Raw genomic sequence first — 25,653 nt, 5'->3', positions numbered from 1 at the left:
TAACAGACTTGTACATGACTTTGATGGGGACGGTGTTGATCGCAGCCGTCGTTGGAAGCCTCGCGGAAAAAACCGGGTTTACCCGAAACGGCTATCTGCAATCTATCATCATTTGTATCGGCGGTGCCTTTCTGTTTTTCTTTGTTCAGATCATGTTTGGCAGGATGTTCGGGTTTAACCTTGCTTTTGGGTCCCCGGGATTGAACGCTATTGTGTCATCCGTCGGCGCGCTGATCATCGTGCCGACCCATTGGAGGAAGTGACATGCCTGTCATCGCCCTGATCGTCATCGGAGCCGCCGCAGGGTTCCTGGCCACCCGTTTAATGCGGATCGAGGCCAACATCCCCACAACCATGTTGATTGGCATCGTTGGTGCACTGGTTGGCGGATTTCTGTTGCGGGCCTTGATCACCGTGGCAGGATGGTTGTCCGGTTTTGTGGGCGCCGTTCTGGGGGCTCTGCTGGTGATCTGGATCTGGCAGACCTATCTACGACGTTGAGCGGGGCTACCGCTCGTCGCAAATCACTGTTGATCCCAACGATTTCGAATTGCGCGTCGCCATATTGAAGCGATTGGCTTCCTCTGCTGACATCCAGTGCATTTCGTCCTCGGACGCTGCATCAAGCGTGAACCAATAAAAGGCCGGGTCGACACCAATATCATTGAAATAGTCGAGATAGCGATCGTGCTCGGGGTGGTTTTCGGGCAGGTTGGCGGCCACATATCCGCCGCCGCCCCAGCTATGAACCCCGACACATGCGCCAGGTTCCAGAGTGCGACGATTGCCTGCCAGGAACAGATCGGTACCACCAGAGGCGACCAAGCCGTTTGAAGGCACCACTGTATTGAACCCTTCATCCCGAATAACGCGGCTGAAAACGACATTTGCATCATCATCGACCGAGCCTTCGATGTTCTGCAGTACAAGTGTCTTTATCTCGGGGTTGGCCGCAGTGATTTCTTCAAAAGCGCTGAGTGTCGTGTGATCAATAGCCCCCGAAGCAACGATTTCGTCGCCCTGTACAACGAAGCTGACCGCGTCGTATCGCTCTGCACACGCACCCAGAAGAGCCAGTGAGGCGACAAAAACGGGGAAAGTGAATTTCATTTCAGTTCTCACTTCTGTGGCACAGGAAATGCAGATCGAACATTTTGCACCCATTTATTGCCGCGGCGGGCGCGCCTTGTAAACCGGAAGCCGCCAGCCAAACACCAATGATCCCGCCCGCAATGCCCAGCAGATCAACGCACATGCGGCCAGTGTGGCCAGCTCGTCGAAACCAAGTCGGGTCGCGATCACAGCGGCAAAAGCCCCGGCAAACGCGCAAGAGACATAGAGCTCACCCTGTTTCAGGACCAGTGGCACTTCGTTGCAGACCACGTCCCGCATTAAGCCGCCAAGGCAGCCCGTTGTGACGCCCATCAACACAACGATGACACCGGATTGGTTCAGCGACAAGGCTGCGCCAGCACCTGCTGCCGCGGCAATCGACAGGGCGAAACTGTCCAGCCAGACCAGCAAATTGTATCGGCTTTCGACCAAATGGGCAGTGAAAAACACCACCACGGCAGCCGCTGTGGCGATCAGGATATAGTCCGGTTGACCGACCCAAAACACCGGGTGCCGGTCCAGCAGCAGGTCGCGGACGGTTCCGCCGCCCACAGCAGTCAGGCAGGCCATAAAGGCAAAACCGACCAAATCCAGCTGTGCCCGGCTGGCTACCAGTGCGCCCGTCAGGGCAAAAACCAGAACTGAGGCATAGTCGAGCAGCGCCAGACCGCTCACGTTTGCGCCTTTTTTGGTTTGAACGGGGCCATGCCCGCGCGGGCCAGCTCGTCGGCTTTTTCGTTTTCGGGATGGCCCGCGTGGCCCTTGACCCATTCCCAGGTCACGTCATGGCGTGCCTGTGCCTCATCCAGTCGCTGCCACAGATCGACATTCTTGACCGGTTTCTTGTTCGAGGTCTTCCAGCCGTTGCGCTTCCAGCCGAAAATCCAGCCGGTGACGCCATTCTTCACATAGGCGCTGTCGGTCACCACAGTGATCTTCGAAGCCCGCTCCAGCGTTTCCAGCGCACTGATCGCTGCCAGCAATTCCATGCGATTGTTGGTGGTTTCAGCCTCGCCGCCGTTCAGCTCGCGTTCTTTCAGGACTTTCTCGCCATCCATTGCGCGCATCAGCACACCCCAGCCCCCCGGGCCAGGATTGCCCGAACAGGCACCATCGGTATAGGCAAACAACTCAGGCATGGGCGATCACCAGAATGAAGCCGTCATAAGACCCGGCCAGACCTTTGCCCACTCCGGTTGTGATCCGATCGATTGTGAACCCTGCCTCGGCCAGCGCCTCTTCGATCTCGGTCTGTGAGAAATAGGTGTAATAGCGATCAATGTCGTCGCGGTGTTCACCGGTTCCCAGTTTCAGACCAAGGAAAAAGATACTCTCAGGCTTGAGTGCCCGGTGGATGGCCGCCAAATGGCGCGGGAAATCCTTGCGCGGCGCATGCAACAGCGAAAAGCTGGCATAGATGCCGTCAAACGTGGCCGTTTCGGTCACATCGTCAAATGTACCGACATGCGCATCTACGCCATTTTCGCGGGCGTGTTCCACAAAGGCCGGCGTGGCATCCAGCGCCCGAACCCGCAGCCCCTCGCGCAGGAAAAACATGCTGTCCGCGCCGGGACCTGAGCCGAGGTCCAGCACATAACCGCCCGGCGCAACCGCTTCGGCAAAGGCCATACGCGCCTCAACCTGTTCGGGCGGCAATGGGACGCTCAGGTACTCGGCAACACGCGTGGTGTAGGCGTCAATTGTCTTGCGGTCGGTCACAGGTACACTCCTACGGCAAGGCATATCAGGACGATGGCTGTCAGCAGAACGCGCAGCCTCAGCCACCATGTCGGGGTCAGTCGCCAATATGCAAATATCGCGTCCAGCATCAGCAAACCGGCGAAGCCGTACATCAGGTTGATGCCTGCCTCGACAGGTCCACCGCCGGTCATGAAAAACGCCCAAAGCGCCGGGAGGACTGACAGCATATAGCATGTCGCTGCCTTACTGCCCGAGGTCTTGGTGGCGAACCCCCACAGAACACCGGACATAAAGCTGAGGATCACCGAGCCGTAGAACAGTTGAACGTACGGCCCGACGAACCGCGCCCCAAGCTCTTGCCTGCCCCAATCCTGCAAATCGCCGTTCAAGGAGGTCAGCGCGCCCCAAATGAACGGGATCAACCCCGCCAGCGCAATAACCAACGGCGCCCTGGGGACGCCTCTCATGCGGTTTGCCTCAGGACGCGGGGTACTTTGAATTCGACATTTTCGACGGCGGTTTCGACCAGTTCAACCGTCACGTCATAGTGGGTGTTAAAAGAGTCAATCACCTCATTCACCAGCACTTCGGGTGCTGAAGCGCCTGCGGTAATGGCGATGGTTGAGATGCCTTCCAGCGCCCGCCAGTCGATATCGTGGGCGCGCTGCACCAATTGCGCATAGTTGCACCCGGCGCGCGCAGCGACTTCGACCAGTCGGCGTGAGTTTGAAGAGTTCGGTGCGCCAACAACAAGCAAAGCATCCGACTTCGGAGCCACGGCTTTGACGGCCTCTTGCCGGTTGGTGGTGGCGTAGCAGATGTCTTCCTTATGCGGGCCAACGATGGCCGGGAACCGGGCTTCGAGGGCCGCGATAATATCCTTGGTGTCATCCACCGAAAGCGTCGTTTGGGTGACAAATGCCAGCTTTTCCGGATTGCGCACCTGAACCGAGGCCACGTCATCAACGGTTTCGACCAGCAGCACTTCGCCATCAGGCAACTGACCCATGGTGCCGATGGTTTCTGGATGGCCCTTGTGCCCGATCATGATCATCTGCAATCCGGCTTCTGCATGGCGCTGTGCCTCGACATGGACCTTGGAGACCAGCGGGCAGGTGGCATCGACATAGATCATCTCGCGCTGGGCCGCCGACGCGGGAACGGATTTCGGTACGCCATGCGCTGAAAAAATAACGGGTCGGTCGTTAGGACACTCGTCCAACTCTTCGACAAAAACGGCCCCCTTGGCGCGCAGACCATCGACGACGAATTTGTTGTGCACGATTTCATGCCGCACATAGACCGGGGCACCCCATTTCTGCAGCGCCATTTCAACGATCTTGATCGCCCGGTCGACACCGGCGCAGAACCCGCGCGGCGCGGCAAGGTAAAGGGTAAGGGGCGGCTTGGTCATGTCTTGGTCTCCATAGGCCACAGGTAAGTCTTTTCCCGGCTATGGTCCAGACAGGACATTGTCATTGATCTGACATGAAACACCGCTAAACAGCAGGTGTTTCAGTACCTGCTTTTAGTAAAAGAAGCGCGGCCAGGTTGGTACAGCCTGACCGCGCTAATTTCTTCCCTCGGGTTTGGTGAGTGGCCCGGTTTTACTGTCCACCCGCAGCAACGCTGCGTGGCTCCATGGGCATTTCGCGTGGGGGCCGCCCGATCACGTCGCGCAGGTCCTCAAGCTCGATGAAGTTGTCAGCCTGGCGGCGCAACTCGTCCGAGATCATCGGCGGCTGGCTGCGGATGGTCGAAACCACCGAAACGCGCACGCCCTGACGCTGCAGGCTGGCAATCAGCGGGCGGAAATCCCCATCGCCCGAAAACAGCACAATATGATCGACACGCGGTGCCAGTTCCATGGCGTCGACTGTCAGTTCGATGTCCATGTTACCTTTGACTTTCCGACGCCCCATGCTGTCGGTGTATTCCTTCGCCGGTTTTGTCACCATGGTGAAGCCGTTGTAATGCAGCCAGTCAACCAAGGGGCGGATCGGGGAATACTCGTCGTTTTCCAATAGCGCCGTATAGTAAAAAGCCCGAAGCATCTTGCCGCGGCGCATAAACTCCTGGCGCAGCAATTTGTAGTCGATGTCAAACCCCAGTGCTTTTGCGGCCGCATAAAGATTCGAGCCGTCGATGAACAGCGCTAGCCGTTCGTCTTTATAGAACATAAATAGGTCCTTCCGGTACAATACAGAGCGCCGTGGTGTTACGTGAGTGGGTATTTGAAAAATAGGCGGCGCGCTGATCTTCTATAATTAGGCCATTTCGGTCGTATCGCAAGCATGCAATTCGCCGAATATAGTGAATGGAACGTACAAATCTATGTCAAAAGCGGTTATCGCGCTGGGCGCAAATCTCAAATTGAGAGGTATTGGCCCCAAGGTGACACTTCAAAGCGCACTTGACGCGATCTTGCGTCAAGGAGTGGTGATTCGTGCCGTTAGCCGTTTTTTTGAGACCCCGTGCTTCCCGGCCGGTGCCGGGCCGGACTACGTCAACGCGGCTGCTTTGATCGAAACGGACAGGACACCGGCCGATTTGTTGCACCTGCTTCACCAGATTGAGCATCATTTTGGCCGCGAAAGGGTGCAGCGATGGGGTATGCGAACGCTGGATCTGGATCTGGTGTGCTATGATGATCTGGTTCTGCCGGATCGCACCGAATATGATAGCTGGCTGACCCTGCCAGCACAGGAACAGACGCAAAAGGCGCCGGACCGGCTGATTATCCCACATCCGCGCCTGCAGGATCGTGCTTTTGTACTTGTTCCGATGGCGGACGTCGCCCCGGATTGGCGCCATCCTGTGCTGGGCCGGACGGTAACCGAAATGCTGGCAGACCTGCCTGCGGCGGATATTGCAGAGGTCACGGCTGTGTGAACGGTGCATTTGCAGCATTTCTTGCTTGTCAAGGCAGAGATTCGCCCTTAGATAAACCTCTTCCTGACATGGATTCAGTAACGGAGAGCGCCCCATGGCCCGCGTGACGGTTGAAGATTGCGTAGACAAGGTTCCTAACCGGTTTGAACTGGTGGTGCTTGCCGCCCATCGTGCGCGCGAGATTTCTGCCGGCGGCCCGATCACCGTCGACCGTGACAATGACAAGAATCCCGTCGTGTCGCTGCGCGAGATTGCAGACGAAACCCAAAGCGCAGATGATCTGCGCGAGCGCCTGATCGAGGCTAACCAGACCCAGATTGAGGTCGACGAGCCGGAAGAAGATCAGATGGCTCTGTTGATGGGTGCGGAATCGGACAAACCTGCCGATGACGATATGTCGGAAGAGAAGCTGCTGCGCGCTCTGATGGAGGCTCAAGGCCAGGGGTAATCCCCAAAGATAAAGGTGCGGACCGGATGATTTCTGCAGACGACCTGATTGCGCTGGTCCGCAACTACAACCCCAAGACTAATGCTGACCGCATCGCCCGAGCATATGAGTTCGGAAAGCAGATGCATGACGGTCAGTTCCGCCATTCAGGCGAACCCTATTTCACGCATCCCGTTGCCGTTGCCGCCATCCTGACCGAACAGCGTCTGGATGATGCGACGATCATTACGGCGTTGCTGCATGACACGATCGAAGACACCAAGGCCAATTATGGCAAAGTGTCCGAACTGTTCGGGGAAGAGGTTGCCAAGCTGGTCGATGGCGTCACTAAGCTGACCAACCTGCAACTGTCCAGCCGCGAAACCAAACAGGCCGAGAATTTCCGCAAGCTGTTCATGGCGATGTCCAAGGACCTGCGGGTCATTCTGGTCAAGCTGGCCGACCGTTTGCACAACATGCGCACCATCAAGGCAATGCGCCCGGAAAAGCAGGTGCAGAAGGCACGCGAGACGATGGATATTTATGCGCCGCTCGCAGGTCGCATGGGTATGCAGTGGATGCGCGAAGAGCTTGAGGATCTTGCTTTCCGGGTTCTGAATTCCGAAGGTCGCCAGTCGATCATTCGCCGCTTTATCACCTTGCAACGTGAAACCGGCGACGTGATTCATCGGATCACCGGCGACATGCGGCACGAGCTGGAAAAGGCGGGCATCGAAGCCGAAGTGTTTGGTCGCGCCAAAAAGCCTTATTCGATCTGGCGTAAGATGCAGGAAAAGGATCAGGGCTTTTCGCGCCTGTCCGACATCTACGGCTTTCGCATCATCACCCGGTCCGAGGAAGATTGTTATCGTACGCTGGGTGCCATTCACCAACGTTGGCGCGCAGTGCCGGGTCGGTTCAAGGATTATATCAGCCAGCCGAAATCAAACGGCTATCGCTCGATCCACACAACAGTTTCCGGCCGCGACGGGAAACGGGTCGAGGTTCAGATCCGCACCCGTCAGATGCATGATGTGGCAGAAACCGGCGTTGCGGCGCATTGGTCGTACCGCGACGGTGTCCGCTCGGAAAACCCTTTTGCCGTTGATCCGGCCAAGTGGATTGCGAACCTGACTGAACAGTTCGACAGTGAGGAAGATCACGAAGATTTCCTCGAAGCGGTCAAGCTGGAAATGTACTCGGACCAGGTGTTTTGCTTCACGCCCAAGGGGGACGTTGTGAAGTTGCCGCGCGGGGCAACGCCGATTGATTTCGCCTATGCGATCCATACCCGTATTGGCCATGCCTGTGTTGGCGCCAAGGTGGACGGCATCCGCGTGCCATTGTGGACGCGGATCAAGAACGGTCAGTCGGTGGATGTGATCACGGCTGACGGCCAGACGCCTCAGGTTACGTGGCTTGAGATTGCAGTGACCGGCAAGGCCCGCACCGCGATCCGGCGCGCCCTGCGCGAGGTCGACCGCGAGCGGTTTATCAAACTGGGTAAGGAGCTTGCACGTTCCGGTTTCGAACATGTCGGCCGGAAGGCCACTGACAAGACGCTTGATACTGCGGCGAAACACCTGCGCCTGAAGGATCGTCACGAATTGCTGGCGCGTCTCGGCAGCGCAGAGCTAACGGCGCATGATGTGGTCAGCGCCGTTTACCCTGAACTGACACAGGATGAAGGGGACGCCATTTCCCCTCGCCGTGCGGTGATCGGCCTTGAACCCGGTCAGAAATTTGACCGCGCGCCCTGTTGTCAGCCCTTACCGGGTGAACGCATCGTAGGCATCACCTATCGCGGCAAGGGTGTTGTGGTGCATGCTATCGATTGCGACCGCCTGTCCGAGTTCGAAAGCGAACCAGATCGCTGGGTTGATCTGCACTGGCATTCTGGCACGCACCCGGCCGTTCATGGTGCAACACTGGACGTCACGATTGGCAATGATGCCGGGGTGCTGGGCCGCATTTGTACGTTGATAGGCGAGAAAAAGGCCAATATTTCGAACTTGGAATTCGTCGACCGCAAACCCGATTTTTACCGCCTTCTGGTCAGTGTCGAATTGCGTGACCTGGAGCAGTTGCATTCGCTGATGCTGATGCTTGAGGCCGAAAGCGATGTTGCCGCGGTCGAGCGCTATCGTGACAGGACCAAAACCGCCGTAGCGGCTGGCTGAGAAGGGGTGATCAGGAGTGGTATTTAAGCGCCGAGACCGACGCTCGCCTGTCCAGATCGCGTCTGAATTCGTCTATCCCCGTGGTGGATGGACGCGGGCCTTTCACTACGTGAAGCATCGTGTCCGTAGGCTGCCGGACTCGCCCGAGCGCATTGCGCGTGGCATCGGTGCAGGCGTCTTCGCCTCATTCACTCCGTTCTACGGATTGCATTTTTTGGTAGCTGCAGTGGTGGCGCGCCTGCTGAATGGCAATATTCTGGCCGCTCTGAGTGGAACATTCTTTGGCAACCCACTCACCTATGTGCCAATCGGCGTGGTTTGCCTGCAGACCGGGCATTTCCTGCTGGGAACCAAATTCCACAAGGGTGATACACATGGGCTGATGGGCAAGTTCACAGATGCAATGGGTGATCTGAAGAACAACTTTATTGCCATGTTCACCGACCGTGTCGCGGACTGGCATGGGCTCAGCATCTTCTATAACGAGGTGTTCTTTCCCTACATGATTGGCGGTGTTCTTCCGGGCATTCTGGCGGGTGTAATCTGCTCTTATCTCAGCTTGCCGCTGATCCGCACCTATCAGCAGCGCCGTCGCGACAAGATCAAGGCAAAGTTTGACGAAATCAAACGCTTGGCCGAAACAAAGTCTGCCGTTCCATTGATGAATGCCCTAGGTTCAGACCAGGGGCTTAAGAAGGATTCGAGCGATGTCTGAAAACCACCTGCGTCTTGGGGTAAATATCGACCACGTGGCCACAGTTCGCAACGCGCGGGGCGGGGCCTATCCTGATCCGCTGCGTGCCGCCAAGCTGGCAGAAGAGGCTGGGGCTGACGGGATTACCGCGCATCTGCGCGAAGACCGCCGCCATATCTCGGACGCTGATATCGACGGCCTGATGGAGGTCCTGTCGGTGCCTCTGAACTTTGAGATGGCCGCGACGCCCGAGATGCAGAAAATTGCCTTGCGCCATAAGCCGCATGCCGTTTGCATCGTCCCGGAAAAGCGCGAAGAACGCACCACCGAAGGCGGGCTGGAGGTCGCGCGCGAGGAAAACAAGCTGGCTCATTTTATCGCTCCGCTGCGCGATGCCGGGTGTCGTGTGTCGATCTTTATCGCTGCTGATCGGCGCCAGATCGAGGCGGCGCATCGTATCGGCGCCGAAGTGATCGAGCTGCACACCGGTGCATATTGCGATGCCATGGCCGAAGGCCACGACGACAAAGCCAACAGTGAGTTGGAAGCCCTGCGCGAAATGTCCGCTTTTGCGCATTCACTGGGCCTTGAGGTCCACGCGGGTCACGGCCTGACCTATGATACCGTACAACCGATCGCGGCGTTCCCAGAAGTGCGCGAGCTGAATATCGGCCACTTCCTTATTGGTGAGGCCATTTTTCGCGGCCTCACGCCTGCCATGGCCGAGATGCGGCGTCTAATGGATGAGGCGCGCGGATGATCACGCCCGGTTTTGTTGCCATCTGGTTTGCCTGGCTGATGGCTGGCGGTTCTCCGGGGCCTGCAACAATGGGGATCGCCGGAACCGCAATGAATGAAGGTCGCCGCGCTGGCCTGGTGTTTGCCTTGGGCATTTGCGCTGGTTCTGCCGCTTGGGGCATCGCCGCTGCGCTGGGCCTATCAGCAATCATGCTGGCCAATGTTTGGGTATTCGAGGTCATCCGCTATGTAGGGGTGGCCTATCTGGCCTGGCTGGCGATCAAGGCTCTGCGTCGGGCGATGACATCTGATGAGGTTGCTATAGGCAACCCTGTCACCGGCTCTTTTCGCACAATCTTTGCCAAGGGCGCGGCCATTCACCTGACCAACCCCAAGGCGATCCTGAGTTGGGGGTCGATCTATGCCATCGTCGCCCCGAATGATGCCAGCCTGTCGATGTTGATGAGCTATTTCGCCATGCTTTACGCAGGATCGTTGTTGGTCTTCATTGGCTACGCCTTCCTCTTCTCTTCCGAGCGTATGGTGCGCGTCTACAGCCGCGCCCGTCGCTGGTTCGACTTCGCCTTTGCCGGGTTCTTTGGGGTAGCGAGTTACAAGATTTTGACAGTACGACTAGCGTGATGGGTTCAAGGGAGTGAACTTCAGTCTTCTCAGATACCTAGCGGTGTTTTCAGGGGCATACCTTGCCGTGAACGTTTTAGCCTTGGTCGAACTGGTCTGGCTGGCTTTGTCGTTGGAGTTTGAATTCAACAATTACTTGGGAGCACGGCTTTTGTTCCTCAACTCGGGGATATTTCTGGGGCAATACATTGTGGATCAGTTCTTTGCCATGTTGATTGCCATATGCCTTGTCGTGTTTGCCACAGGCGCCCTTGTGGAAGGGTACTACTACAATCGCAATTGCGCTGTGCCATCCAATGCGAACATGTTGTCTGGATCAGTTGCGATGGCGGTGAGTGGAATGGGGATGCTCTACTTGGTCATTGTCTTGATTAACTTCTTTACGTTCGAAGACCTTTCCTTCCTAGATTTGCGGTTCAGCTTTTGGGATTACTATTGGACCGCTGCTTTTGTCGTTGCTGCGTCGCTCGTGTGCCGTATTGCATTCGGCGTTGGCCTCAGACAGGCACACAAGGCACAGCCCGTAACAAAAGGTACTGCCACATGATCCTCGGCATCGGTACAGATCTCGCAAACATCGACCGTATCCAGGGTACGCTGGACCGGTTTGGCGACCGGTTCCGAAATCGTGTCTTCACCGAAATCGAACAAAGCAAAGCGGAACGTCGCGCTGATGTTGCGGGAACATACGCCAAACGCTGGGCCGCGAAAGAGGCGTGCTCCAAGGCGCTGGGCACCGGTCTGGCCATGGGCATTGCCTGGAAGGACATGTCGGTAACCAATCTGCGCACCGGTCAGCCTGTGATGCATGTCACGGGGTGGGCGGCAGATCGGCTGAAAGAGATGACGCCCGAAGGGTATGAGGCCATCATCCACGTCACCCTGACCGACGATCAACCTTGGGCACAGGCATTCGTGGTGATCGAGGCGCGTCCGCTTCACGATGGCCCCGCGCAGCCTTGACTTGCCCTTAACTGACCCGCATGTAGCACCCCAACGAATAAACGACCGGAGAGCAGTATGGCCGAGGAAGCCAAAACAGGTAACGCCGTGTGGGAGACGATCAAGACCATCGTCTATGCCCTGCTGATCGCGGGCGTCTTCCGCACGATCCTGTTTCAGCCGTTCTGGATTCCGTCGGGCTCGATGAAGCCCACCTTGTTGATCGGGGATTTCCTGTTCGTCAACAAAATGTCTTACGGTTATTCCTACGCGTCCTGCCCCAGCCTGATCATCCCAAGCGTCGGCCTGAATGTTGACGCCGAAGATCTCTGTGGCTGGATGCAGAGCGATGAAAATACCCGTATCTGGGGTGGTGACCCCGAACCCGGTGACGTCATTGTTTTCCGCCACCCGGTCAGCGGTCGTGATTATATCAAACGTCTGATTGGTCTGCCCGGGGACCGCATTCAGGTGCGGGACGGTCAGATCATTCTGAACGGTACGCCGGTGCAACAAGAACCTGATGGTGTATTCACCGAAGTCGCCGAACCCCAAGGCTCGCAAGGTTTGCGCCCGCGCTGCGAAAACGGTCCTGTCGGCTTTGGCGGTGTCTGCGAAAAATCGCGGATGATCGAAACATTGCCAAACGGTGTGTCCTACGAAGTGCTGAACATCGGCAATCAGGCGGCCGACAATACCGGCATCTACACGGTTCCTGATGGGCATTACTTCTTCATGGGGGACAACCGAGACAACTCCAGCGACAGCCGCGTGCCGCAATCCGCAGGTGGCGTTGGCTATGTGCCTTACGAAGACCTGATCGGGCGGGCTGATCGCATCCTGTTTTCTTCCGCTGGCCGGTCGATGCTGTTCTTCTGGACATGGCGCGGGGACCGCTTCTTTAAGGCGGTCAATTGAAGCTTTCGACCGAGATAAAGGCGTTCCAGCAGCGTCTGGGGTACGAATTCTCGAGCCCTGAACTGCTGGTGCGCGCACTGACCCATGGATCGGTCTCGTCCTCGACACGACCCGACAATCAGCGGTTGGAGTTTCTGGGCGATCGGGTTCTGGGTCTTGTCATGGCCACCGCCTTGCTGGAGGCCGACAAAAAAGCATCCGAAGGGCAGTTGGCCCCTCGGTTCAACGCGTTGGTCCGCAAAGAGGCTTGCGCCGATGTGGCCCGGCAAATCGATCTTGGCGTGGTTCTGAAACTGGGCCGGTCCGAGATGCTGTCAGGCGGGCGCCGCAAACAGGCCCTGCTGGGTGATGCGATGGAGGCTGTGATCGCCGCAATCTATCGCGATGCCGGTTTCGAGGCTGCGCGCGACGTCATCCTGCGACTGTGGGGGGATCGAGTCCACAACGTTGAAGCGGATGCGCGGGACGCCAAAACATCGCTTCAGGAATGGGCGCAGGCGCGTGGGCAAAAACCGCCCGCTTACATCGAAGTCAAACGCAGCGGTCCCGACCACGCCCCCGTCTTTACTATTGCCGCACGATTGCAGGACGGGGCCGAAGCTCAAGCGACGGCGGGGTCGAAACGTCAGGCAGAACAAGCCGCCGCGAAAGCGCTGCTGGATCAGTTGAAATAACAAAGCTCCGCAGCCCGTTTATGTCACAATTCTCAATCTAACTTGAGGCCTATGGCGGACCTCGGGTCGCAGTCGTATCTGAAGGTCATCCGCTTTGGCGCTTACTTATGAGCAATGGGTCAAAGCGAAACGGATACAATGATTTGAGGCATTCAAATGCAAAACGCAAAACTGACCACCGTGAATATCGGCTTTCTGTTTATCGCCGGTTTTATCGCCACGATCGCCTTCGATTTCTGGGGGCAGGTTGTCAGCCCCGGCATCGGCTGGGCCAATTTGTCGCCCGAAGGGCTGGCCCAAAGCTTGCTGGCCAGTCTCGGCTTGCCCAGCAATGCCTTCCTTGGCTACTTCGTGCATTTCTACCTTGTGGGTCTGATTGCCTATCCGCTGGGATGGTTTCTTATCTTCAAGCCGATCTGGCTTAAGGTCTTTGGCCCCGTTCATATGTTCGCCGCCTCGGCCATCTATGGGTTTGGCCTTTGGGTTTTTGCCCTAGGCGGGATCACCACCTTGTCCGGATTGCCGACTTTCCTGAACTTCTCGGCGATCACCTGGGTCGCGTTGATCGGGCATGTTTTTTACGGGATCGTCATGGTTGCCGTCTTGCGCTTGATTGAGCGCCAGAACGCATGAAACCCCGTGGGGCGTCTAGCACGCCCCTCAGACCACCCGGATAAACCCAGTCAGCCCGGTCTTTTGGTGTTCGATGACATGACAGTGGAACGCCCAATCGCCCGGGTTATCAGCGACCAGCGCGATCTCGACCACTTCGTCCTTCAACAACAACATGGTGTCGGTCATTAGCGGCGGCAGTTGGCGCAGGTTCGACCGTACCGGAACAAAAGCCAGACCGTGCAGGTGGATCGGATGAAGGTTCGGGGACTCATTGCGCAGTCGCAAGACATAGCTTTTGCCCAACTTCAGCGTTGCGAGCGGACCAACATCCTGCGCCGCGTCGCCGGGCCATGGTTTGCGATTGATGGACCAGAAGTTATACCCCAGCGAGCCGCAGAATCCGTTGTTGGGTTCACCACCTTCGGGGGTCCAGCCAAAAACAAACTCGTGCAGCTCGGCATTGGTCAGATCGGGTTTTGCGACCGGGTTGACGGGCAGAGGGCGCAACTCTTGCAGGTCCCGTGACGCCGATGATCCGATTGCGCGCAGCTGTGTCATAGGTCTGTGCGGCTGACCGGGCAGTTTGGCCATCAGGGCAACGCTGCGCCCTTCGTCACCGGGCATTGCTACCGCAAAATCCACACGCTGACCGGGCCCGACAAGAAGTGGCTCATCAGTGCTGGGCATCGGGATGTCATTCTCAAGCGGATGGCCATCCCACGCGATGATCCGTGCATCGCCGCCCTCAAGATGCAGTTTGTAGATACGCGTTGTGTCCGTATTTACGACTCGCAGTCGTACCAGACCGCCTGCGGTGTGATCGTAGACAGGACCCTTCACCCAGTTGGCGGTGTGGACATTGCCAAAGGTCCCGGCCCGTGCCGCGCCGCGTTGGGTATAGGCGGGCAGGAACGCGCCATCTTCATCCAGCCGAAAATCGCGCAAGTTGATCACCTGTTCGCTGTCAAAACCGGGGTCTTCGGGTTCTGCAATCACCATGATGCCGGTCAGGCCATAGGCCATCTGCTCCATAGTCATACAATGCGGATGATACCAGTAGGTGCCGGCGTCGGGCGGAGTGAATTCATAGTTGAAGACCTCACCTTCACCCAACGGCATCTGGGTCAGGTAAGGCACCCCGTCCATGTCGTTGACGATCCGCATCCCATGCCAGTGCATTGCGGTGTATTCCGACAGCGTATTGCGGACCGGGAGCCGTATCACCTCGCCTTGCTTGCCGTGCAAAACCGGTGGCGGTGCGTTCGGGGACAGGCTGACCATTCCGGTCGTCACCGTATCCCGCAGAGCAAAGCTTGCTGGTTGAATGGTCAACTCCGGCGCGCTTTGCGCCAATCCGAAACCGCCCAGACCCAGCGCGCCGGCGGCGGCCCCGCTGCCCAAAAGAAACTCGCGACGTTTCATGTCTTGCCTCATTTTCCGATGGTTGCCTGGCTGGATTTGGCGTGGCATGCGTCAGGGGTGACATCGATTTTGCATGGCCGCAATGCGACAAATCCCTCTGGCCCGCGCGACCTTTCTGCTATAGGGGTGCGCACTTGCAACCAGGAACGCTAGACACATGACCACACGCGCCGGATTTATCGCCCTGATCGGAGAGCCCAACGCAGGCAAATCCACCCTGCTGAACCGCATGGTCGGGGCCAAGGTTTCGATCGTGACGCATAAGGTTCAGACCACCCGTACCCGCATTCGCGGTGTGGCAATGGAAGGCGATGCGCAGCTGGTCTTTGTAGACACACCCGGCCTGTTCAAACCGCGTCGCCGTTTGGATCGCGCCATGGTTGCCGCGGCCTGGGGCGGAGCGGCGGATGCAGATGTCGTCGTTCTGATGATCGAGGCGCATCGCGGCATCACCGAAGGGGTCGAGCGTATCCTCGAAGGTCTGGAAGAGATCGGGCAGGGCCGAAAAGTTGCGCTGGCGATCAACAAGATCGACAAGGTCCAGTCTGAGGTGCTGCTGGCCCTGACAAGTGACCTGAACGCACGCTACCCGTTTTCCGAAACCTTCATGATTTCCGCGGAAAAGGGCTATGGCGTTGACGATCTGCGCAAGTGGTTGGCTGCGGAGTTGCCCGAAAGCCCGTGGCTGTATCCCGAGGATCAGATCGCCGATCTGCCCCTGCGTATGATCGCGGCTGAGATGACGCGCGAGAAACTGACCCTGCGCCTGCATCAGGAACTGCCCTATCAGCTGACGGTCGAGACCGAAAACTGGGAAGAGCGCAAGGACGGCTCTGCCAAGATCGACCAGATCATCTATGTCATGCGCGACGGTCACAAAGGCATCGTGCTGGGCAAAAAGGGCGAGACGATCAAGGCGGTCAGCCAAGCCGCGCGGGCCGAGCTGGAAGAGTTTCTGGACCGCAGAATCCATCTGTTCCTGCAGGTCAAAGTGCGCCCGAACTGGCTAGAGGAATCCGAGCGTTACTCGGAAATGGGTCTGGATTTCAAAGACGGTAATGCATGACTCGCCTAACGGCTGATTTCTGGGTCCACGCCTATCTGGCGCGGCTACGGTTTCAGGAAATCCCGGCTTTTGTCGTGGCACATGGCGACGATACAGCGGGCGCGGTGTTGGTCAAACTAAACACTTTGGACGGGCAAGCGGCCGCATTTCAGCGCAGCTTTGATCTGATGAGCGGTGAGCGCAAATGGGTCGAGCTTTCCTCCGGTGCCGAGACAGAGGTCGACGACGCCATCACCCGGCAACGCAGTTTTGACCCTGACCTTTGGGTGATAGAGGTTGAAGACCGACAAGGGCGTCATCTGCTGGGCGAAGAGGGATTGGACTAGCCCGCCGTTCAACGGGTCTTGGTCGCTCGGGCCAAAACGTCTATTTTACCCACACTATGTCGGCGAGGATCGCCGCACCGTTTGACAGATAATGGGGGTGTGTATGGCCGAAACACTCGCTGAAAAGCTTGAAAAATCAGAACTGGGTCATTGGATGCATCGGTTTGAAGGCTTCATGGTCTTCATTGGCGTTGTCGGCCCTTTTGCCACGCTGCCGCAGCTGATCAAGCTGTACTTCACGCATTCACAACACGCGACCGGCCAGTCTCTGCTGTCTTGGTCGCTCTTTGCTGCGCTGTCATTCCTGTGGTTCGCCTACGGGCTGGTGGTCGGCAAGCTGCCTATTTATGTGGGCAACGGTATCTCGATGGTGCTGAACATTCTGATGGTTCTGGGCATCCTGATCCACGCCGGTTTAACGTTTTGACCAGCCGCCACGGTCGGGGTGCCAAGACGTTACCAGCCGCTGCTTTTTAGCGTGATATCGTGCCCGGTGGTGGTCAATGTCTCACCGGAGAATTGCTTCACTTTGGGTGCGAAGGCCTGGAAATAGGGTTGCGACTGCACATGCGCCAACGTCTCGGCGCTGTCCCAGCGGCCCCAGTGAACCCGGGACTTTCCGTCATCAGCGACCGCAACCTGATAGGTGAATTTTCCGGCCGCCTCGGGGTCAGCGTCGATTGCCTCGATAAAGGTGCGGATAGTGGCCTGCCATTCGGCCTCGTCACCGTCATACCGGTATGAGATTGTGATGCCTCGCATGATCCGACTCCTTATTTAACAATATTGTTAATTAAATATAGGAATGCTCGCGAGTCAAGCATTCGCGGTTGCGGCTGCCCGCAATGCCGGGTCAAGTTGAACAAGGCAAACAGTGCGAGGCCCCATTGGACTGGCGTGATCACGGCATACTTCTGACCGCTCGCGGCCATGGCGAGACAGCGGCGATTATCGAGGTCTTCACCGAAGGCCACGGTCGCCATGCGGGTGTCGTACGCGGTGGCACCAGCCGCAAAATTGCCCCCATCCTGCAATCCGGCGCGCAACTGGATGTTTTGTGGCGCGCGCGGTTGGAAGAACATCTTGGCACTTTTCAGGTTGAACCTTTACGTTCACGCGCAGCAGCGGCGTTTTCGGGTCGGATGGCGTTGGCAGGATTGAACGCGTCCGTTGCGCTGTTGTCCTTTTGCCTGCCAGAGCGTGAACCGCATCCAACGATCTACAAACAGACCGAACAGTTGTTGGATCTGCTGGGGCAGGACGAAATCTGGCCGCTGGCTTATCTGCGCTGGGAATTGGCTTTGCTTGAAGAATTGGGCTTTGGCCTGGACCTGTCGGCCTGTGCTGTGACCGGGGCGGCTGATGGGTTGGTCTATGTCTCACCCAAGACCGGTCGAGCCGTTAGTGCCGATGGTGCTGGCGAATGGGCGGATAAGCTGTTGCCCTTGCCACCCTGTTTGCGCGGTGAGGGGCAAGCACCGGACGCTGAGATTGCCGCAGGGTTTAAAACCACCGGTTACTTTCTGGAACACCATCTAGCCCCGTCCCTGGGGCATAACCCCTTGCCGGATGCGCGGGCAAGATTTGTGGATCAGTTCACTCGGCGGCTTTGAACACCATTTCGTGCCCGTCATCATTGCGCAGTATCAGCAGGTCGCCTGATACTTCGGACTGCGTCATGGCAATCAGCGCAGCGAAATAGAACCCTTCGGCCTCAAGCCCGGCGCAGGCCGCACGTGTTGCGGTCAGGTCCATAATCTCGAACCAGGGGTAGGGCGCGTTCAGGGTGCCGCTATAGCTGTTGCAAGGGGCGTTACCCGCGATCTTGCCCTCTTCGGGGAACCGCAACATGGCGCTGGCCTCGAAAGGCTGACCGTCAATTTCCTGCAGCACCCAAGTCTGGTCTGCGGCGCCATAGGCCGCAACGGATTCGTCCCTGTCGCATTGAAACAGGGCAATCAAGGGCAGTGTCAGGATCAGGCGTATCATACGGGTGTCTTACTTTCTTACCGGTGCCGAGGGAACCGGCGAAGCCAGCTTAGTAGGGGATCTCGCCGCTGATCAGTTCTTCGCGAACGTCCAGGCGTGGCCTCCAGTTGTATCTGGTGTCCTTGCTTACCTGATCCCAGAACAGCGCGCCGCTGTTGCGCCATGGGTCAAGGATAATGCCGTCCTTCATCGTATCTCCCTTGGCGCTGATTGCTGCAGAGTGGTGGATGATCCGGAACGCGGTTGGTGGCGAGGTGGCCCAGTGGATGTCCAAAGTGCGGAAGTTTTCCTTCTGCAAGCGACGGCTCATGGCCTGTGCCCAGTCGTTGCACAACCCCTTTTCCCGGAACCCGTTGATGACCTTGGCGTTATGGATAATCGCCGGGTCTGTGACGTTCCAATCCCGCTTCAGTTGTTGTGAATAAGTGTAGGCGATGTTGGCGGCCTTTTGTGCCTCGGCGGGATCGACTTGGGGTCCAAGGTCTTCGATCGTCAGTGCCAGCTCGTCTATCTCGGTGTAGCCCGCCACAGGTTGGGTGGTGGCGCATCCGCCCAGTATCAGGGCTGCAACGGTCGCCCAAAGCGCAAAAAATAGTCGGATCATTCTGTCATCACCATCCTTGGGCCCGATCTGGGTCGCAGCGTGCCCTAAAGGGGTTTCAACAAAAAGCAAAGGGGGAAGTTTTTTCGGTCGAGGATCACAAAAGGTCTCTATCCGGTCACAGGTCGGGTGACATGAATTTCAAACTGGGGTACGGAATAAAGAAAATGACCCGGCACAAGGCCGGGTCTAGTTGGGGAAACGGGATGCCTAATTCCGGTTAGCCCAGCAAACGCCGTGCAATAACCTGTGCCTGAATTTCGGCAGCCCCTTCAAAAATATTTAGAATGCGCGCGTCACACAGAACGCGGCTGATCTTGTATTCCAGCGCAAAACCGTTGCCGCCATGGATCTGCAGGCCGTTGTCAGCCGCAGCCCAAGCCACACGAGCGCCCAGCAGCTTGGCCATGCCGGCCTCAAGGTCGCAGCGGTGGCCGTGGTCTTTTTCCCAGGCCGAAAAATATGTCAGCTGACGTGCGATCATGATTTCAACCGCCATCATGGCCAATTTGCCGGACACACGTGGGAAGTTGATCAGCGACTTGCCGAACTGTTTGCGGTCCTGCGCGTATTGCATCGCGATATCCAGCGCGCTTTGGGCGACCCCAATGGCGCGGGCAGCGGTTTGAATGCGCGCGCTTTCGAAGGTTTCCATCAGCTGTTTAAAGCCTTTGCCTTCTTCACCGCCCAATAGGTTCTCGCCCTTGACCTTGAAGCCGTCAAAGCCCAGCTCGTATTCCTTCATCCCGCGATAACCCAGAACTTCGATCTCGCCGCCGGTCATGCCGGCGGTGGGGAAAGGGTTCTCATCCGTGCCCGGCGTCTTTTCTGCAAGGAACATGGACAGGCCGCGGTGATCGGTGGTGTCCGGATTGGTCCGGGCCAGCAGGGTCATCACTTGGGTCCGTGCCGCGTGGGTGATCCAGGTCTTGTTGCCGGTGATTTCATAGTCACCGTCCGCGTTTTTCACCGCACGTGCACGCAGGCTGCCCAAGTCCGAGCCGGTGTTGGGCTCCGTGAAAACGGCTGTCGGCAGAATTTCGGCGCTGGCCAGTTTTGGCAGCCAGTTGGCTTTTTGTTCATCGGTGCCGCCTGCGATGATCAGCTCGGCCGCGATCTCGGATCGTGTACCCAATGAGCCAACGCCGATATAGCCGCGCGACAATTCCTCGGACACGACGCACATCGAAGCCTTGGACAGACCGAAGCCGCCGAATTCTTCGGGGATGGTCAGGCCAAAGACACCCATTTCCGCCAGTTCCTCGATGACTTCCATCGGGATCAGTTCGTCTTTGAGGTGCCAGTCATGAGCGTGGGGCTCGACCTTTTCGACCGCATAGCGGCGGAACTGGTCGCGGATCATCTCAAGCTCTTCGTCCAGACCCGAGGCACCGAACATGGTGGCACCGGCCTGATCTTCCATCAGCTTGACCAGACGGCTGCGGGCGGCCTGAGAATTGGCCTGCGCCATCAGCGTTTGAATTTCGCGGATCTGAAAGCCGGAAAGCGCGTCCCACCCAAGACCCATGTCCTGCAGGCGCACGACTTCGCCCTGGTTCATCGGAATACCGCCCGCAACCTGGTGCAGGTATTCGCCAAAGGCGATTTGGTGCAGCAACTGTTCGATTTCACCGAACTTGCCTTCGGCCTCCAGCGCTTCGGCCCAGCGTTGCATCTGTTTCAGCGACTGAGAATACGTGGCTAGCCATGACAGGCCATGGGCGGCAGTTTGATTGGCTTCGATCAAGGCACCGGATACACGGCCATCAGCAGAAACCATACCGCGCACTGACTCACGCGCACGCTCGAACACTGTTTCAACGGCGGGTGCGGCCGCACGGGTCAGCGTCAGAAGATCGGGCAAAATCGCAGGTGTCGTCATCTGGGTCATATCCTGTCCGTCATGGGCCATGAATCGTGTCCTTTTCTCGTGTCGTCTGGTCATATCATGCTGCACGTGCAGCGCAACAAAAATACGTATTACGTTGCGAAAAAGTTCTAATATTTCTCGAACGTTTTTGCAGTGCAGCGCCCGTCAGGAATGATATCAGGGGGCCATGACATTGTTTTCCTTACTGACTCCGCAGGACCTGTTGCTGGCTCTGGGCGTTGCCTTCTTGGCGGGCTGGGTCAAAGGTATCGTCGGTTTTGCCATGCCGATGGTTATGGTTTCAGGGTTGAGTGTCTTTCTGCCGCCCGAGCTGGCCATCGCGGGCCTGATCCTTCCGACACTGGTAACTAATGTCTTTCAGGCTTTGGGACAGGGTGTTTCCGCGGCCGTGTCGTCGATCAGGGAGTTTCGCATCTTTCTAATCGTGGGCTTGGTGTTCCTTCTGGCCGGAGCCAAGCTGGTCACTTTGGTGCCGACATCGACCTTCCTGTTGATGATTGGCGTTCCGGTCACCTTCTTTGCCTTGATTCAGGTTCTGGGTGTAAAGCTGGTGCTGAAAGAGCCATCGGCCCGTGTTGAGGTTCTCATAGGGGCCGTCGCAGGATTTGTCGGTGGTATGTCCGGTATTTGGGGGCCGCCAACAGTGGCGTACCTGACGGCCCTGAACACGCCGAAAGCCGTGCAAATGCGGGTGCAGGGGGTTATCTATGGGCTGGGCGCAATTGCCCTGATGGTCGCCCATATGGGATCAGGTATCCTGCGGGCCGACACCGCGCCGTTTTCGGCTGCCCTGATCGCTCCGGCGGTGATCGGGATGTGGGTGGGCATGCAGTTGCAATCAAGAATCGATCAGGCGCTGTTTCGCAAAGTGACTTTGGTTGTGCTGTTGGTCGCTGGATTGAACCTGCTGCGCCGCGGTCTGATGGGTTAAGTTCTGCGGTCCATAAACCGAAACGTGAAGTAAAGCCCCAGCATCAGGAAAAACAGCCCCGAGATATCACCGATCAGAAAGGCGATGTACTCTACCCCTGCGCTGCCAAAGCTCATGTTTGTCATGGCGGATGCCAGGAACGACGTGATCACGCCGACACCCATGACGCACAGCCAGCAGGGTTTGCGATCGGGTCTGGGAAACAAGTCCCACCCTGCCCATTTGAGCAGGTAGAACACACCTGGAACCGTTGTTACTGCGATGGTGATTGCCAACAAGCGGCTTGGCAAAAAGACATCCGCACCCCCCAGGAATGCGAAAACGGCAAAGACGCCCGGCAACAATGCGAAAATCGCGCGCCACCCCAGTAGCCACGCCGCCAGGACCCTTACCCCGTGAGGTAGGAACAGCAGGCTGGCCCGGCTTGGGTATTCAGGAAAGAACACGTTTTGCAGCGGCATCAAGACCTCGAAGGTGAGGAATGATGCAACTATGTAAGCCAGTGAGGCGAAGAAAGTGTCAGAGGCCCATCTGCGCACGATTATTAGCCATCAACACGCAGGTTGGCGGTGTCACCTGGGCGCATGTACGATATACCGCCCCCGGTTGGCATTGCCGCTTTGGGACAGATAGCCCTTTTGGACCAGAGATTTCAGCGCGCGGAAGAATGTCGGACGCGAGACGCTCTGAACAAGGGTGTGCTCGATCAAACCGAATGTGCGGACTTCCTGATCGGCTTTCGACAGTTCCTCGGCCGCGTAGTAAATGTCACGCTCAACCGGAGAGAGTTGTTCCAGTCCAAGGGTCCGTTCCATACTCTGCATCAATTTGCGAAGTTCGGTCAGTTTCGAGATTTCCGTCATTTGCCTACCTGTTGTTTTCCTTGCCGCCTTTCGCGCTGAAGCGAAAGTTAGAAACCTGTGGAAACTGAAATTCTCCACATGTCTCATATTGACACCCATCCCCGATGGATTACACTAGATACTTGATTAGGTTGCTCAAATCGCGAATGTGAGTGCGCGCCCATGAGTATCCCCAAGGTCTTTTTCTTCACGCCCGGTGCGCAAGCGCCGGGCTTTTTCGTCATAATGACACAGTGAAGTACTGCAATCTGCTGCAGCGGGCAATGAATTTGTATATGCATTGCGCATTATACAACCACAGGAAGATTGCAGAGAGGTTACTCGCCTGGGCAAAAGAAAAGGGGGCGAAAACCGCCCCCTTTGAATTCAACCGATTGCTACGGCTTTGATGTCATCATCGATAAAGGGCAGGTACTGCTCAAAGTTCTCTGCAAACATCTGCACCAGTTTTTCAGCCTGCTTGTCGAATGCGGCCTGGTCATCCCAGGTGCGTCGCGGATCCAGCAGAACTTCGGCCACGCCGGGAACGGATACCGGGACGTCAAAGCCGAAATTGGCGTCTTTGCGGAACTCGGCGTCGCGCAGCGATCCTTCCAAGGCAGCTGTCAGCAACGCGCGGGTTGCGCGGATCGGCATACGGCTGCCAACACCATAGGCACCACCGGTCCAGCCGGTGTTCACCAGCCAGCAAGTCGCACCATGCTGGGCGATCTTGTCGCGCAACAGGTTGCCATACTCTTCCGGGCGACGCGGCATGAAGGGCGCGCCAAAGCAGGTTGAGAAGGTGGGCTGAGGCTCGGTGACGCCTCGCTCTGTTCCCGCCACTTTCGAAGTGAAGCCCGAAAGAAAGTGGTACATCGCCTGCGCCGGGGTCAGCCGTGCGATCGGAGGGAGTACACCAAATGCGTCACAGGTCAGCATGATGATGTTCTTGGGGTGCCCACCCAGCGCGCTGCTCGAGGCGTTCGAGATATACTCCAGCGGATAGGCGCAGCGCATGTTCGCGGTAAGCGAGTCATCCTCGAAATCCAGTTCCTTGGTTTCGGGGTCGAAGACCATGTTCTCGATCACAGTGCCGAATTTGCTGGTGGTCGCGTAGATCTCCGGCTCGGCTTCGGCGTTCAGATTGATGGTCTTGGCATAGCAACCGCCTTCGAAGTTGAAGGTGCCGCGATCCGACCAGCCATGCTCGTCATCGCCGATCAACGTGCGGGCAGGGTCTGCCGACAGGGTGGTCTTGCCGGTGCCGGACAGACCAAAGAACACCGCGGTGTCGACCGGGTTGCCAACAGCGTGGTTGGCTGAGCAATGCATCGGCATAACGCCTTTTTCAGGCAGCATGTAGTTCAGCAGGGTGAAGACCGATTTCTTGTTCTCGCCCGCGTATTCCGTACCGCCGATCAGGATCAGCTTGCGGTCGAAGTTCAGCGCAATCACGGTCTCACTGTGGCAGCCATGCTTGGCCGGGTCGGCCTGGAAGCTGGGGCAGTTGATGACGGTGAAATCTGCAATGAACTCTTCCAGATCTTCGCGATCCGGGCGGCGCAGCAAGTGGCGGATGAACAGGTTGTGCCATGCCAGTTCGGTGACCATGCGCACATTGATCGAATAGGCGGGATCGGCACCGCCGACGAGATCCTGCACGAAATAATCACGGCCCTTCATATGCTCGATCATATCGACATACAGCGCGTCAAAACCCTCGGGGGTCATCGCGGCGTTGTTTTCCCACCAGATGGTATCGGCAACGCTGTCGGTTTTGACGACGTGTTTGTCCTTGGGCGAACGACCAGTGAATTTGCCGGTGGTGACCAGGAAAGCGCCGCCATTGCCAAGAGTGCCTTCGCCGCGCTTCAGCGCCTCTTCGATCAGCGCCGGTTCCATGAAGTTGTAATAGACATTGCCCAGACCCTCGATGCCCTGATCTTCGAGGCGGAATTGCGGGTTAACCCGTCCAGATGTCATGCGTTTCTTCTCCTGTGGCGGCGCGCCGGCAGATGGGCCGGGGGCGCTCTTGGGGCAGTATACCGGGAAAAACCGGCGGATGGGCGGGTCTTAACATGGTCGTTTGGGGCATGAACAGGACGGTTTGGCGCAGTTAGCGCAACCAAGTTAAAGTTTAGCGCCACCACTAATTTCCTGCCGGAAAACAAGGCGCTTTTCCGTGCGCATTAACGGCTTTTTTGCCGCATCTGTGTGACAACAATCTCACGATTCGCAGATACGGATTGATTCGCAGCCATAAAAACGACAAAGATGCCCTACTAATAAGCGAATTATTGCGTGAGTGAGCAGGAATAGGGGTTAACCCGATGTCGAAGATTGCATTGGTGGACGACGACAGAAATATTCTGACGTCCGTATCCATGACACTCGAAGCCGAAGGGTTCGAGGTTGAGACTTATAATGATGGGCAGGCAGCGCTGGACGCTTTCAACAAGAAACTGCCCGATATGGCTGTTCTGGACATAAAGATGCCGCGGATGGACGGGATGGACCTGTTGCAGCGGCTGCGGCAGAAAACCCAGATGCCGGTGATTTTCCTTACATCCAAGGATGACGAAATAGATGAGGTTCTCGGCCTGCGCATGGGCGCGGACGATTACGTCAAGAAGCCTTTTTCTCAGCGTCTTCTGGTCGAACGCATCCGCGCGCTGCTGCGTCGGCAAGAGGCGACAACTGGCGATGTGACAACCGCCAACACAGGTGACGCCAAGGTTATGGAGCGCGGCGAACTGCGGATGGATCCCTTGCGCCATGCAGTCAGCTGGAAGGGTTCGGACGTTTCTTTGACCGTGACCGAGTTCCTGTTGTTGCAAGCGTTGGCTCAGCGTCCGGGCTTTGTCAAAAGCCGCGATCAGCTGATGGATGTGGCTTATGATGATCAGGTCTATGTCGATGATCGTACGATCGACAGTCACATCAAGCGACTGCGCAAGAAAATGCGCGCTGCAGATTCTGAGTTTTCGGCAATCGAAACACTGTACGGAATTGGGTACAGGTACAACGAAGAATAGGCGTGGCCAAA

Annotated in this window: 34 protein-coding genes; 19 read left to right on the top strand and 15 right to left on the bottom strand. The window is 57.3% G+C overall.

Translation table 11 applies throughout. The features are described from left to right. Window positions 1-8 precede the first annotated feature (8 nt). Window positions 9-263: a hypothetical protein gene (locus DS906_RS17135; RefSeq protein WP_113791326.1), complete on the top strand. Its 255-nt coding sequence runs from the start codon at window positions 9-11 to the stop codon at window positions 261-263. A gap of 1 nt (window position 264) precedes the next feature. Continuing rightward, on the top strand, window positions 265-501 hold the full coding sequence (locus DS906_RS17130; protein ID WP_058273291.1) for a GlsB/YeaQ/YmgE family stress response membrane protein: 237 nt from the start codon (window positions 265-267) through the stop codon (window positions 499-501). Window positions 502-507: 6 nt separating this feature from the next. Here DS906_RS17130 and DS906_RS17125 read toward each other — a convergent pair whose 3' ends face one another. The 7 genes from DS906_RS17125 to DS906_RS17095 form a co-directional block, all read right to left on the bottom strand. Then, entirely contained in the window at window positions 508-1,110 is a 603-nt protein-coding gene (locus tag DS906_RS17125) for an alpha/beta hydrolase (protein WP_113791325.1), read from the bottom strand. A 54-nt stretch (window positions 1,111-1,164) separates the two neighbouring features. After that, complete coding sequence (locus DS906_RS17120) at window positions 1,165-1,788, bottom strand: trimeric intracellular cation channel family protein (RefSeq protein ID WP_058273289.1); 624 nt, start codon at window positions 1,786-1,788, stop codon at window positions 1,165-1,167. Then, a complete protein-coding gene (rnhA, locus tag DS906_RS17115; protein ID WP_108861286.1) occupies window positions 1,785-2,252 on the bottom strand; it encodes a ribonuclease HI in 468 nt (155 codons plus the stop codon). The genes DS906_RS17120 and rnhA overlap by 4 nt, the downstream gene beginning before the upstream one ends. Further along, a complete protein-coding gene (locus tag DS906_RS17110; protein WP_233494829.1) occupies window positions 2,245-2,832 on the bottom strand; it encodes a bifunctional 2-polyprenyl-6-hydroxyphenol methylase/3-demethylubiquinol 3-O-methyltransferase UbiG in 588 nt (195 codons plus the stop codon). The genes rnhA and DS906_RS17110 overlap by 8 nt, the downstream gene beginning before the upstream one ends. Beyond that, on the bottom strand, window positions 2,829-3,281 hold the full coding sequence (locus DS906_RS17105) for a DUF3429 domain-containing protein (protein ID WP_113791323.1): 453 nt from the start codon (window positions 3,279-3,281) through the stop codon (window positions 2,829-2,831). Before DS906_RS17105 ends, DS906_RS17110 begins: the two co-directional genes overlap by 4 nt. Next, window positions 3,278-4,228: a 4-hydroxy-3-methylbut-2-enyl diphosphate reductase gene (ispH, locus tag DS906_RS17100; RefSeq protein WP_113791499.1), complete on the bottom strand. Its 951-nt coding sequence runs from the start codon at window positions 4,226-4,228 to the stop codon at window positions 3,278-3,280. The genes DS906_RS17105 and ispH overlap by 4 nt, the downstream gene beginning before the upstream one ends. Before the next feature lie 193 nt (window positions 4,229-4,421). Continuing rightward, window positions 4,422-4,994 (bottom strand): NYN domain-containing protein, encoded by a 573-nt coding sequence (locus DS906_RS17095; protein ID WP_058278950.1) that lies wholly within the window; start codon window positions 4,992-4,994, stop codon window positions 4,422-4,424. A 154-nt stretch (window positions 4,995-5,148) separates the two neighbouring features. Here DS906_RS17095 and folK point away from each other — a divergent pair, with 154 nt between their 5' ends. From folK to DS906_RS17040, 11 genes are all read left to right on the top strand, one after another. After that, window positions 5,149-5,706 (top strand): 2-amino-4-hydroxy-6-hydroxymethyldihydropteridine diphosphokinase, encoded by a 558-nt coding sequence (gene folK, locus DS906_RS17090; RefSeq protein ID WP_113791322.1) that lies wholly within the window; start codon window positions 5,149-5,151, stop codon window positions 5,704-5,706. Between the two features lie 94 nt (window positions 5,707-5,800). Further along, window positions 5,801-6,154 (top strand): DNA-directed RNA polymerase subunit omega, encoded by a 354-nt coding sequence (rpoZ, locus tag DS906_RS17085; RefSeq protein WP_113791321.1) that lies wholly within the window; start codon window positions 5,801-5,803, stop codon window positions 6,152-6,154. A gap of 26 nt (window positions 6,155-6,180) precedes the next feature. Further along, window positions 6,181-8,313, top strand: a complete 2,133-nt coding sequence (locus DS906_RS17080) for a bifunctional (p)ppGpp synthetase/guanosine-3',5'-bis(diphosphate) 3'-pyrophosphohydrolase (RefSeq protein ID WP_113791320.1) — start codon at window positions 6,181-6,183, stop codon at window positions 8,311-8,313. Between the two features lie 16 nt (window positions 8,314-8,329). Then, window positions 8,330-9,028, top strand: coding sequence for a DUF2062 domain-containing protein (locus DS906_RS17075; protein WP_113791319.1), 699 nt, complete (start codon window positions 8,330-8,332; stop codon window positions 9,026-9,028). Beyond that, window positions 9,021-9,767, top strand: coding sequence for a pyridoxine 5'-phosphate synthase (locus DS906_RS17070; protein WP_113791318.1), 747 nt, complete (start codon window positions 9,021-9,023; stop codon window positions 9,765-9,767). Before DS906_RS17075 ends, DS906_RS17070 begins: the two co-directional genes overlap by 8 nt. Beyond that, complete coding sequence (locus DS906_RS17065) at window positions 9,764-10,387, top strand: LysE family translocator (protein ID WP_113791317.1); 624 nt, start codon at window positions 9,764-9,766, stop codon at window positions 10,385-10,387. Before DS906_RS17070 ends, DS906_RS17065 begins: the two co-directional genes overlap by 4 nt. Before the next feature lie 67 nt (window positions 10,388-10,454). Next, a complete protein-coding gene (locus DS906_RS17060) occupies window positions 10,455-10,934 on the top strand; it encodes a hypothetical protein (RefSeq protein ID WP_147235295.1) in 480 nt (159 codons plus the stop codon). Beyond that, window positions 10,931-11,350 carry a holo-ACP synthase gene (gene acpS, locus DS906_RS17055; protein WP_113791315.1) on the top strand — a complete coding sequence of 140 codons (420 nt, stop codon included), beginning with the start codon at window positions 10,931-10,933 and terminating at the stop codon, window positions 11,348-11,350. The genes DS906_RS17060 and acpS overlap by 4 nt, the downstream gene beginning before the upstream one ends. Before the next feature lie 57 nt (window positions 11,351-11,407). Then, complete coding sequence (gene lepB / locus DS906_RS17050) at window positions 11,408-12,247, top strand: signal peptidase I (RefSeq protein WP_113791314.1); 840 nt, start codon at window positions 11,408-11,410, stop codon at window positions 12,245-12,247. Continuing rightward, complete coding sequence (gene rnc / locus DS906_RS17045) at window positions 12,244-12,921, top strand: ribonuclease III (RefSeq protein ID WP_113791313.1); 678 nt, start codon at window positions 12,244-12,246, stop codon at window positions 12,919-12,921. The genes lepB and rnc overlap by 4 nt, the downstream gene beginning before the upstream one ends. 156 nt (window positions 12,922-13,077) lie before the next feature. After that, window positions 13,078-13,554 carry a hypothetical protein gene (locus DS906_RS17040; protein WP_113791312.1) on the top strand — a complete coding sequence of 159 codons (477 nt, stop codon included), beginning with the start codon at window positions 13,078-13,080 and terminating at the stop codon, window positions 13,552-13,554. 27 nt (window positions 13,555-13,581) lie between these two features. Here the strand turns inward: DS906_RS17040 and DS906_RS17035 are convergent, their stop codons facing one another. Further along, window positions 13,582-14,958 (bottom strand): multicopper oxidase family protein, encoded by a 1,377-nt coding sequence (locus DS906_RS17035; RefSeq protein WP_113791311.1) that lies wholly within the window; start codon window positions 14,956-14,958, stop codon window positions 13,582-13,584. Between the two features lie 157 nt (window positions 14,959-15,115). Between DS906_RS17035 and era the strand changes: the two genes are divergently transcribed. The 3 genes from era to DS906_RS17020 all read left to right on the top strand — a co-directional run bounded on the left by era (window position 15,116) and on the right by DS906_RS17020 (window position 16,777). Then, window positions 15,116-16,024 (top strand): GTPase Era, encoded by a 909-nt coding sequence (era, locus tag DS906_RS17030; RefSeq protein WP_113791310.1) that lies wholly within the window; start codon window positions 15,116-15,118, stop codon window positions 16,022-16,024. Then, window positions 16,021-16,350: a DUF1491 family protein gene (locus tag DS906_RS17025; RefSeq protein ID WP_109312284.1), complete on the top strand. Its 330-nt coding sequence runs from the start codon at window positions 16,021-16,023 to the stop codon at window positions 16,348-16,350. Before era ends, DS906_RS17025 begins: the two co-directional genes overlap by 4 nt. 103 nt (window positions 16,351-16,453) lie before the next feature. Then, window positions 16,454-16,777 carry a SemiSWEET transporter gene (locus DS906_RS17020; RefSeq protein ID WP_113791309.1) on the top strand — a complete coding sequence of 108 codons (324 nt, stop codon included), beginning with the start codon at window positions 16,454-16,456 and terminating at the stop codon, window positions 16,775-16,777. 29 nt (window positions 16,778-16,806) lie between these two features. On the opposite strand, the gene DS906_RS17015 is transcribed toward DS906_RS17020, so the two are convergent. Continuing rightward, the gene (locus tag DS906_RS17015) at window positions 16,807-17,112 is read right to left on the bottom strand and encodes a hypothetical protein (protein WP_113791308.1); all 306 of its coding nucleotides are present in this window, start codon (window positions 17,110-17,112) and stop codon (window positions 16,807-16,809) included. 125 nt (window positions 17,113-17,237) lie between these two features. On the opposite strand from DS906_RS17015, the gene recO reads away from it, so the two are divergent. Beyond that, window positions 17,238-17,963: a DNA repair protein RecO gene (recO, locus tag DS906_RS17010; RefSeq protein WP_113791498.1), complete on the top strand. Its 726-nt coding sequence runs from the start codon at window positions 17,238-17,240 to the stop codon at window positions 17,961-17,963. On the opposite strand, the gene DS906_RS17005 is transcribed toward recO, so the two are convergent. The 3 genes from DS906_RS17005 to DS906_RS16995 all read right to left on the bottom strand — a co-directional run bounded on the left by DS906_RS17005 (window position 17,947) and on the right by DS906_RS16995 (window position 20,852). After that, on the bottom strand, window positions 17,947-18,339 hold the full coding sequence (locus DS906_RS17005) for an META domain-containing protein (protein ID WP_113791307.1): 393 nt from the start codon (window positions 18,337-18,339) through the stop codon (window positions 17,947-17,949). The two genes, recO and DS906_RS17005, sit on opposite strands and share 17 nt — an antisense overlap. Window positions 18,340-18,388: 49 nt before the next feature. Beyond that, window positions 18,389-18,943: a hypothetical protein gene (locus DS906_RS17000; protein WP_369935167.1), complete on the bottom strand. Its 555-nt coding sequence runs from the start codon at window positions 18,941-18,943 to the stop codon at window positions 18,389-18,391. Between the two features lie 217 nt (window positions 18,944-19,160). Beyond that, window positions 19,161-20,852 carry an acyl-CoA dehydrogenase family protein gene (locus DS906_RS16995; RefSeq protein ID WP_113791306.1) on the bottom strand — a complete coding sequence of 564 codons (1,692 nt, stop codon included), beginning with the start codon at window positions 20,850-20,852 and terminating at the stop codon, window positions 19,161-19,163. A 145-nt stretch (window positions 20,853-20,997) separates the two neighbouring features. Here DS906_RS16995 and DS906_RS16990 point away from each other — a divergent pair, with 145 nt between their 5' ends. Then, window positions 20,998-21,762, top strand: coding sequence for a sulfite exporter TauE/SafE family protein (locus tag DS906_RS16990; RefSeq protein ID WP_113791305.1), 765 nt, complete (start codon window positions 20,998-21,000; stop codon window positions 21,760-21,762). Here DS906_RS16990 and DS906_RS16985 read toward each other — a convergent pair. The 3 genes from DS906_RS16985 to DS906_RS16975 form a co-directional block, all read right to left on the bottom strand. Next, window positions 21,759-22,223 (bottom strand): hypothetical protein, encoded by a 465-nt coding sequence (locus tag DS906_RS16985; protein WP_233494828.1) that lies wholly within the window; start codon window positions 22,221-22,223, stop codon window positions 21,759-21,761. The two genes, DS906_RS16990 and DS906_RS16985, sit on opposite strands and share 4 nt — an antisense overlap. A 111-nt stretch (window positions 22,224-22,334) precedes the next feature. Next, window positions 22,335-22,625 carry a hypothetical protein gene (locus DS906_RS16980; protein WP_058273655.1) on the bottom strand — a complete coding sequence of 97 codons (291 nt, stop codon included), beginning with the start codon at window positions 22,623-22,625 and terminating at the stop codon, window positions 22,335-22,337. Window positions 22,626-22,991: 366 nt separating this feature from the next. Continuing rightward, window positions 22,992-24,590 carry a phosphoenolpyruvate carboxykinase gene (locus DS906_RS16975; RefSeq protein ID WP_113791304.1) on the bottom strand — a complete coding sequence of 533 codons (1,599 nt, stop codon included), beginning with the start codon at window positions 24,588-24,590 and terminating at the stop codon, window positions 22,992-22,994. A 347-nt stretch (window positions 24,591-24,937) separates the two neighbouring features. Here DS906_RS16975 and DS906_RS16970 point away from each other — a divergent pair, with 347 nt between their 5' ends. After that, entirely contained in the window at window positions 24,938-25,642 is a 705-nt protein-coding gene (locus DS906_RS16970) for a response regulator transcription factor (protein WP_113791303.1), read from the top strand. Window positions 25,643-25,653 lie beyond the last annotated feature (11 nt).

The sequence above is a fragment of the Ruegeria sp. A3M17 genome, from assembly GCF_003318255.1.
Classification (GTDB): Bacteria; Pseudomonadota; Alphaproteobacteria; order Rhodobacterales; family Rhodobacteraceae; genus Ruegeria.
The sequence above is the reverse complement of the archived record's forward strand: the minus strand, read 5'-3'. Positions and strand labels throughout refer to the sequence as shown.

Excerpts from the sequence above, each read along its gene's own strand:
- DS906_RS17130 (WP_058273291.1), top strand. The coding sequence starts at position 265 with ATGCCTGTCATCGCCCTGATCGTCATCGGAGCCGCCGCAGGGTTCCTG.
- DS906_RS17125 (WP_113791325.1), bottom strand. The coding sequence starts at position 1,110 with ATGAAATTCACTTTCCCCGTTTTTGTCGCCTCACTGGCTCTTCTGGGT.
- rnhA (WP_108861286.1), bottom strand. The coding sequence starts at position 2,252 with ATGCCTGAGTTGTTTGCCTATACCGATGGTGCCTGTTCGGGCAATCCT.
- DS906_RS17105 (WP_113791323.1), bottom strand. The coding sequence starts at position 3,281 with ATGAGAGGCGTCCCCAGGGCGCCGTTGGTTATTGCGCTGGCGGGGTTG.
- ispH (WP_113791499.1), bottom strand. The coding sequence starts at position 4,228 with ATGACCAAGCCGCCCCTTACCCTTTACCTTGCCGCGCCGCGCGGGTTC.
- DS906_RS17095 (WP_058278950.1), bottom strand. The coding sequence starts at position 4,994 with ATGTTCTATAAAGACGAACGGCTAGCGCTGTTCATCGACGGCTCGAAT.
- folK (WP_113791322.1), top strand. The coding sequence starts at position 5,149 with ATGTCAAAAGCGGTTATCGCGCTGGGCGCAAATCTCAAATTGAGAGGT.
- rpoZ (WP_113791321.1), top strand. The coding sequence starts at position 5,801 with ATGGCCCGCGTGACGGTTGAAGATTGCGTAGACAAGGTTCCTAACCGG.
- DS906_RS17080 (WP_113791320.1), top strand. The coding sequence starts at position 6,181 with ATGATTTCTGCAGACGACCTGATTGCGCTGGTCCGCAACTACAACCCC.
- DS906_RS17070 (WP_113791318.1), top strand. The coding sequence starts at position 9,021 with ATGTCTGAAAACCACCTGCGTCTTGGGGTAAATATCGACCACGTGGCC.
- DS906_RS17065 (WP_113791317.1), top strand. The coding sequence starts at position 9,764 with ATGATCACGCCCGGTTTTGTTGCCATCTGGTTTGCCTGGCTGATGGCT.
- acpS (WP_113791315.1), top strand. The coding sequence starts at position 10,931 with ATGATCCTCGGCATCGGTACAGATCTCGCAAACATCGACCGTATCCAG.
- lepB (WP_113791314.1), top strand. The coding sequence starts at position 11,408 with ATGGCCGAGGAAGCCAAAACAGGTAACGCCGTGTGGGAGACGATCAAG.
- DS906_RS17040 (WP_113791312.1), top strand. The coding sequence starts at position 13,078 with ATGCAAAACGCAAAACTGACCACCGTGAATATCGGCTTTCTGTTTATC.
- DS906_RS17035 (WP_113791311.1), bottom strand. The coding sequence starts at position 14,958 with ATGAAACGTCGCGAGTTTCTTTTGGGCAGCGGGGCCGCCGCCGGCGCG.
- era (WP_113791310.1), top strand. The coding sequence starts at position 15,116 with ATGACCACACGCGCCGGATTTATCGCCCTGATCGGAGAGCCCAACGCA.
- DS906_RS17025 (WP_109312284.1), top strand. The coding sequence starts at position 16,021 with ATGACTCGCCTAACGGCTGATTTCTGGGTCCACGCCTATCTGGCGCGG.
- DS906_RS17020 (WP_113791309.1), top strand. The coding sequence starts at position 16,454 with ATGGCCGAAACACTCGCTGAAAAGCTTGAAAAATCAGAACTGGGTCAT.
- DS906_RS17015 (WP_113791308.1), bottom strand. The coding sequence starts at position 17,112 with ATGCGAGGCATCACAATCTCATACCGGTATGACGGTGACGAGGCCGAA.
- DS906_RS17005 (WP_113791307.1), bottom strand. The coding sequence starts at position 18,339 with ATGATACGCCTGATCCTGACACTGCCCTTGATTGCCCTGTTTCAATGC.
- DS906_RS17000 (WP_369935167.1), bottom strand. The coding sequence starts at position 18,943 with ATGATCCGACTATTTTTTGCGCTTTGGGCGACCGTTGCAGCCCTGATA.
- DS906_RS16995 (WP_113791306.1), bottom strand. The coding sequence starts at position 20,852 with ATGGCCCATGACGGACAGGATATGACCCAGATGACGACACCTGCGATT.
- DS906_RS16990 (WP_113791305.1), top strand. The coding sequence starts at position 20,998 with ATGACATTGTTTTCCTTACTGACTCCGCAGGACCTGTTGCTGGCTCTG.
- DS906_RS16985 (WP_233494828.1), bottom strand. The coding sequence starts at position 22,223 with ATGCCGCTGCAAAACGTGTTCTTTCCTGAATACCCAAGCCGGGCCAGC.
- DS906_RS16980 (WP_058273655.1), bottom strand. The coding sequence starts at position 22,625 with ATGACGGAAATCTCGAAACTGACCGAACTTCGCAAATTGATGCAGAGT.
- DS906_RS16975 (WP_113791304.1), bottom strand. The coding sequence starts at position 24,590 with ATGACATCTGGACGGGTTAACCCGCAATTCCGCCTCGAAGATCAGGGC.
- DS906_RS16970 (WP_113791303.1), top strand. The coding sequence starts at position 24,938 with ATGTCGAAGATTGCATTGGTGGACGACGACAGAAATATTCTGACGTCC.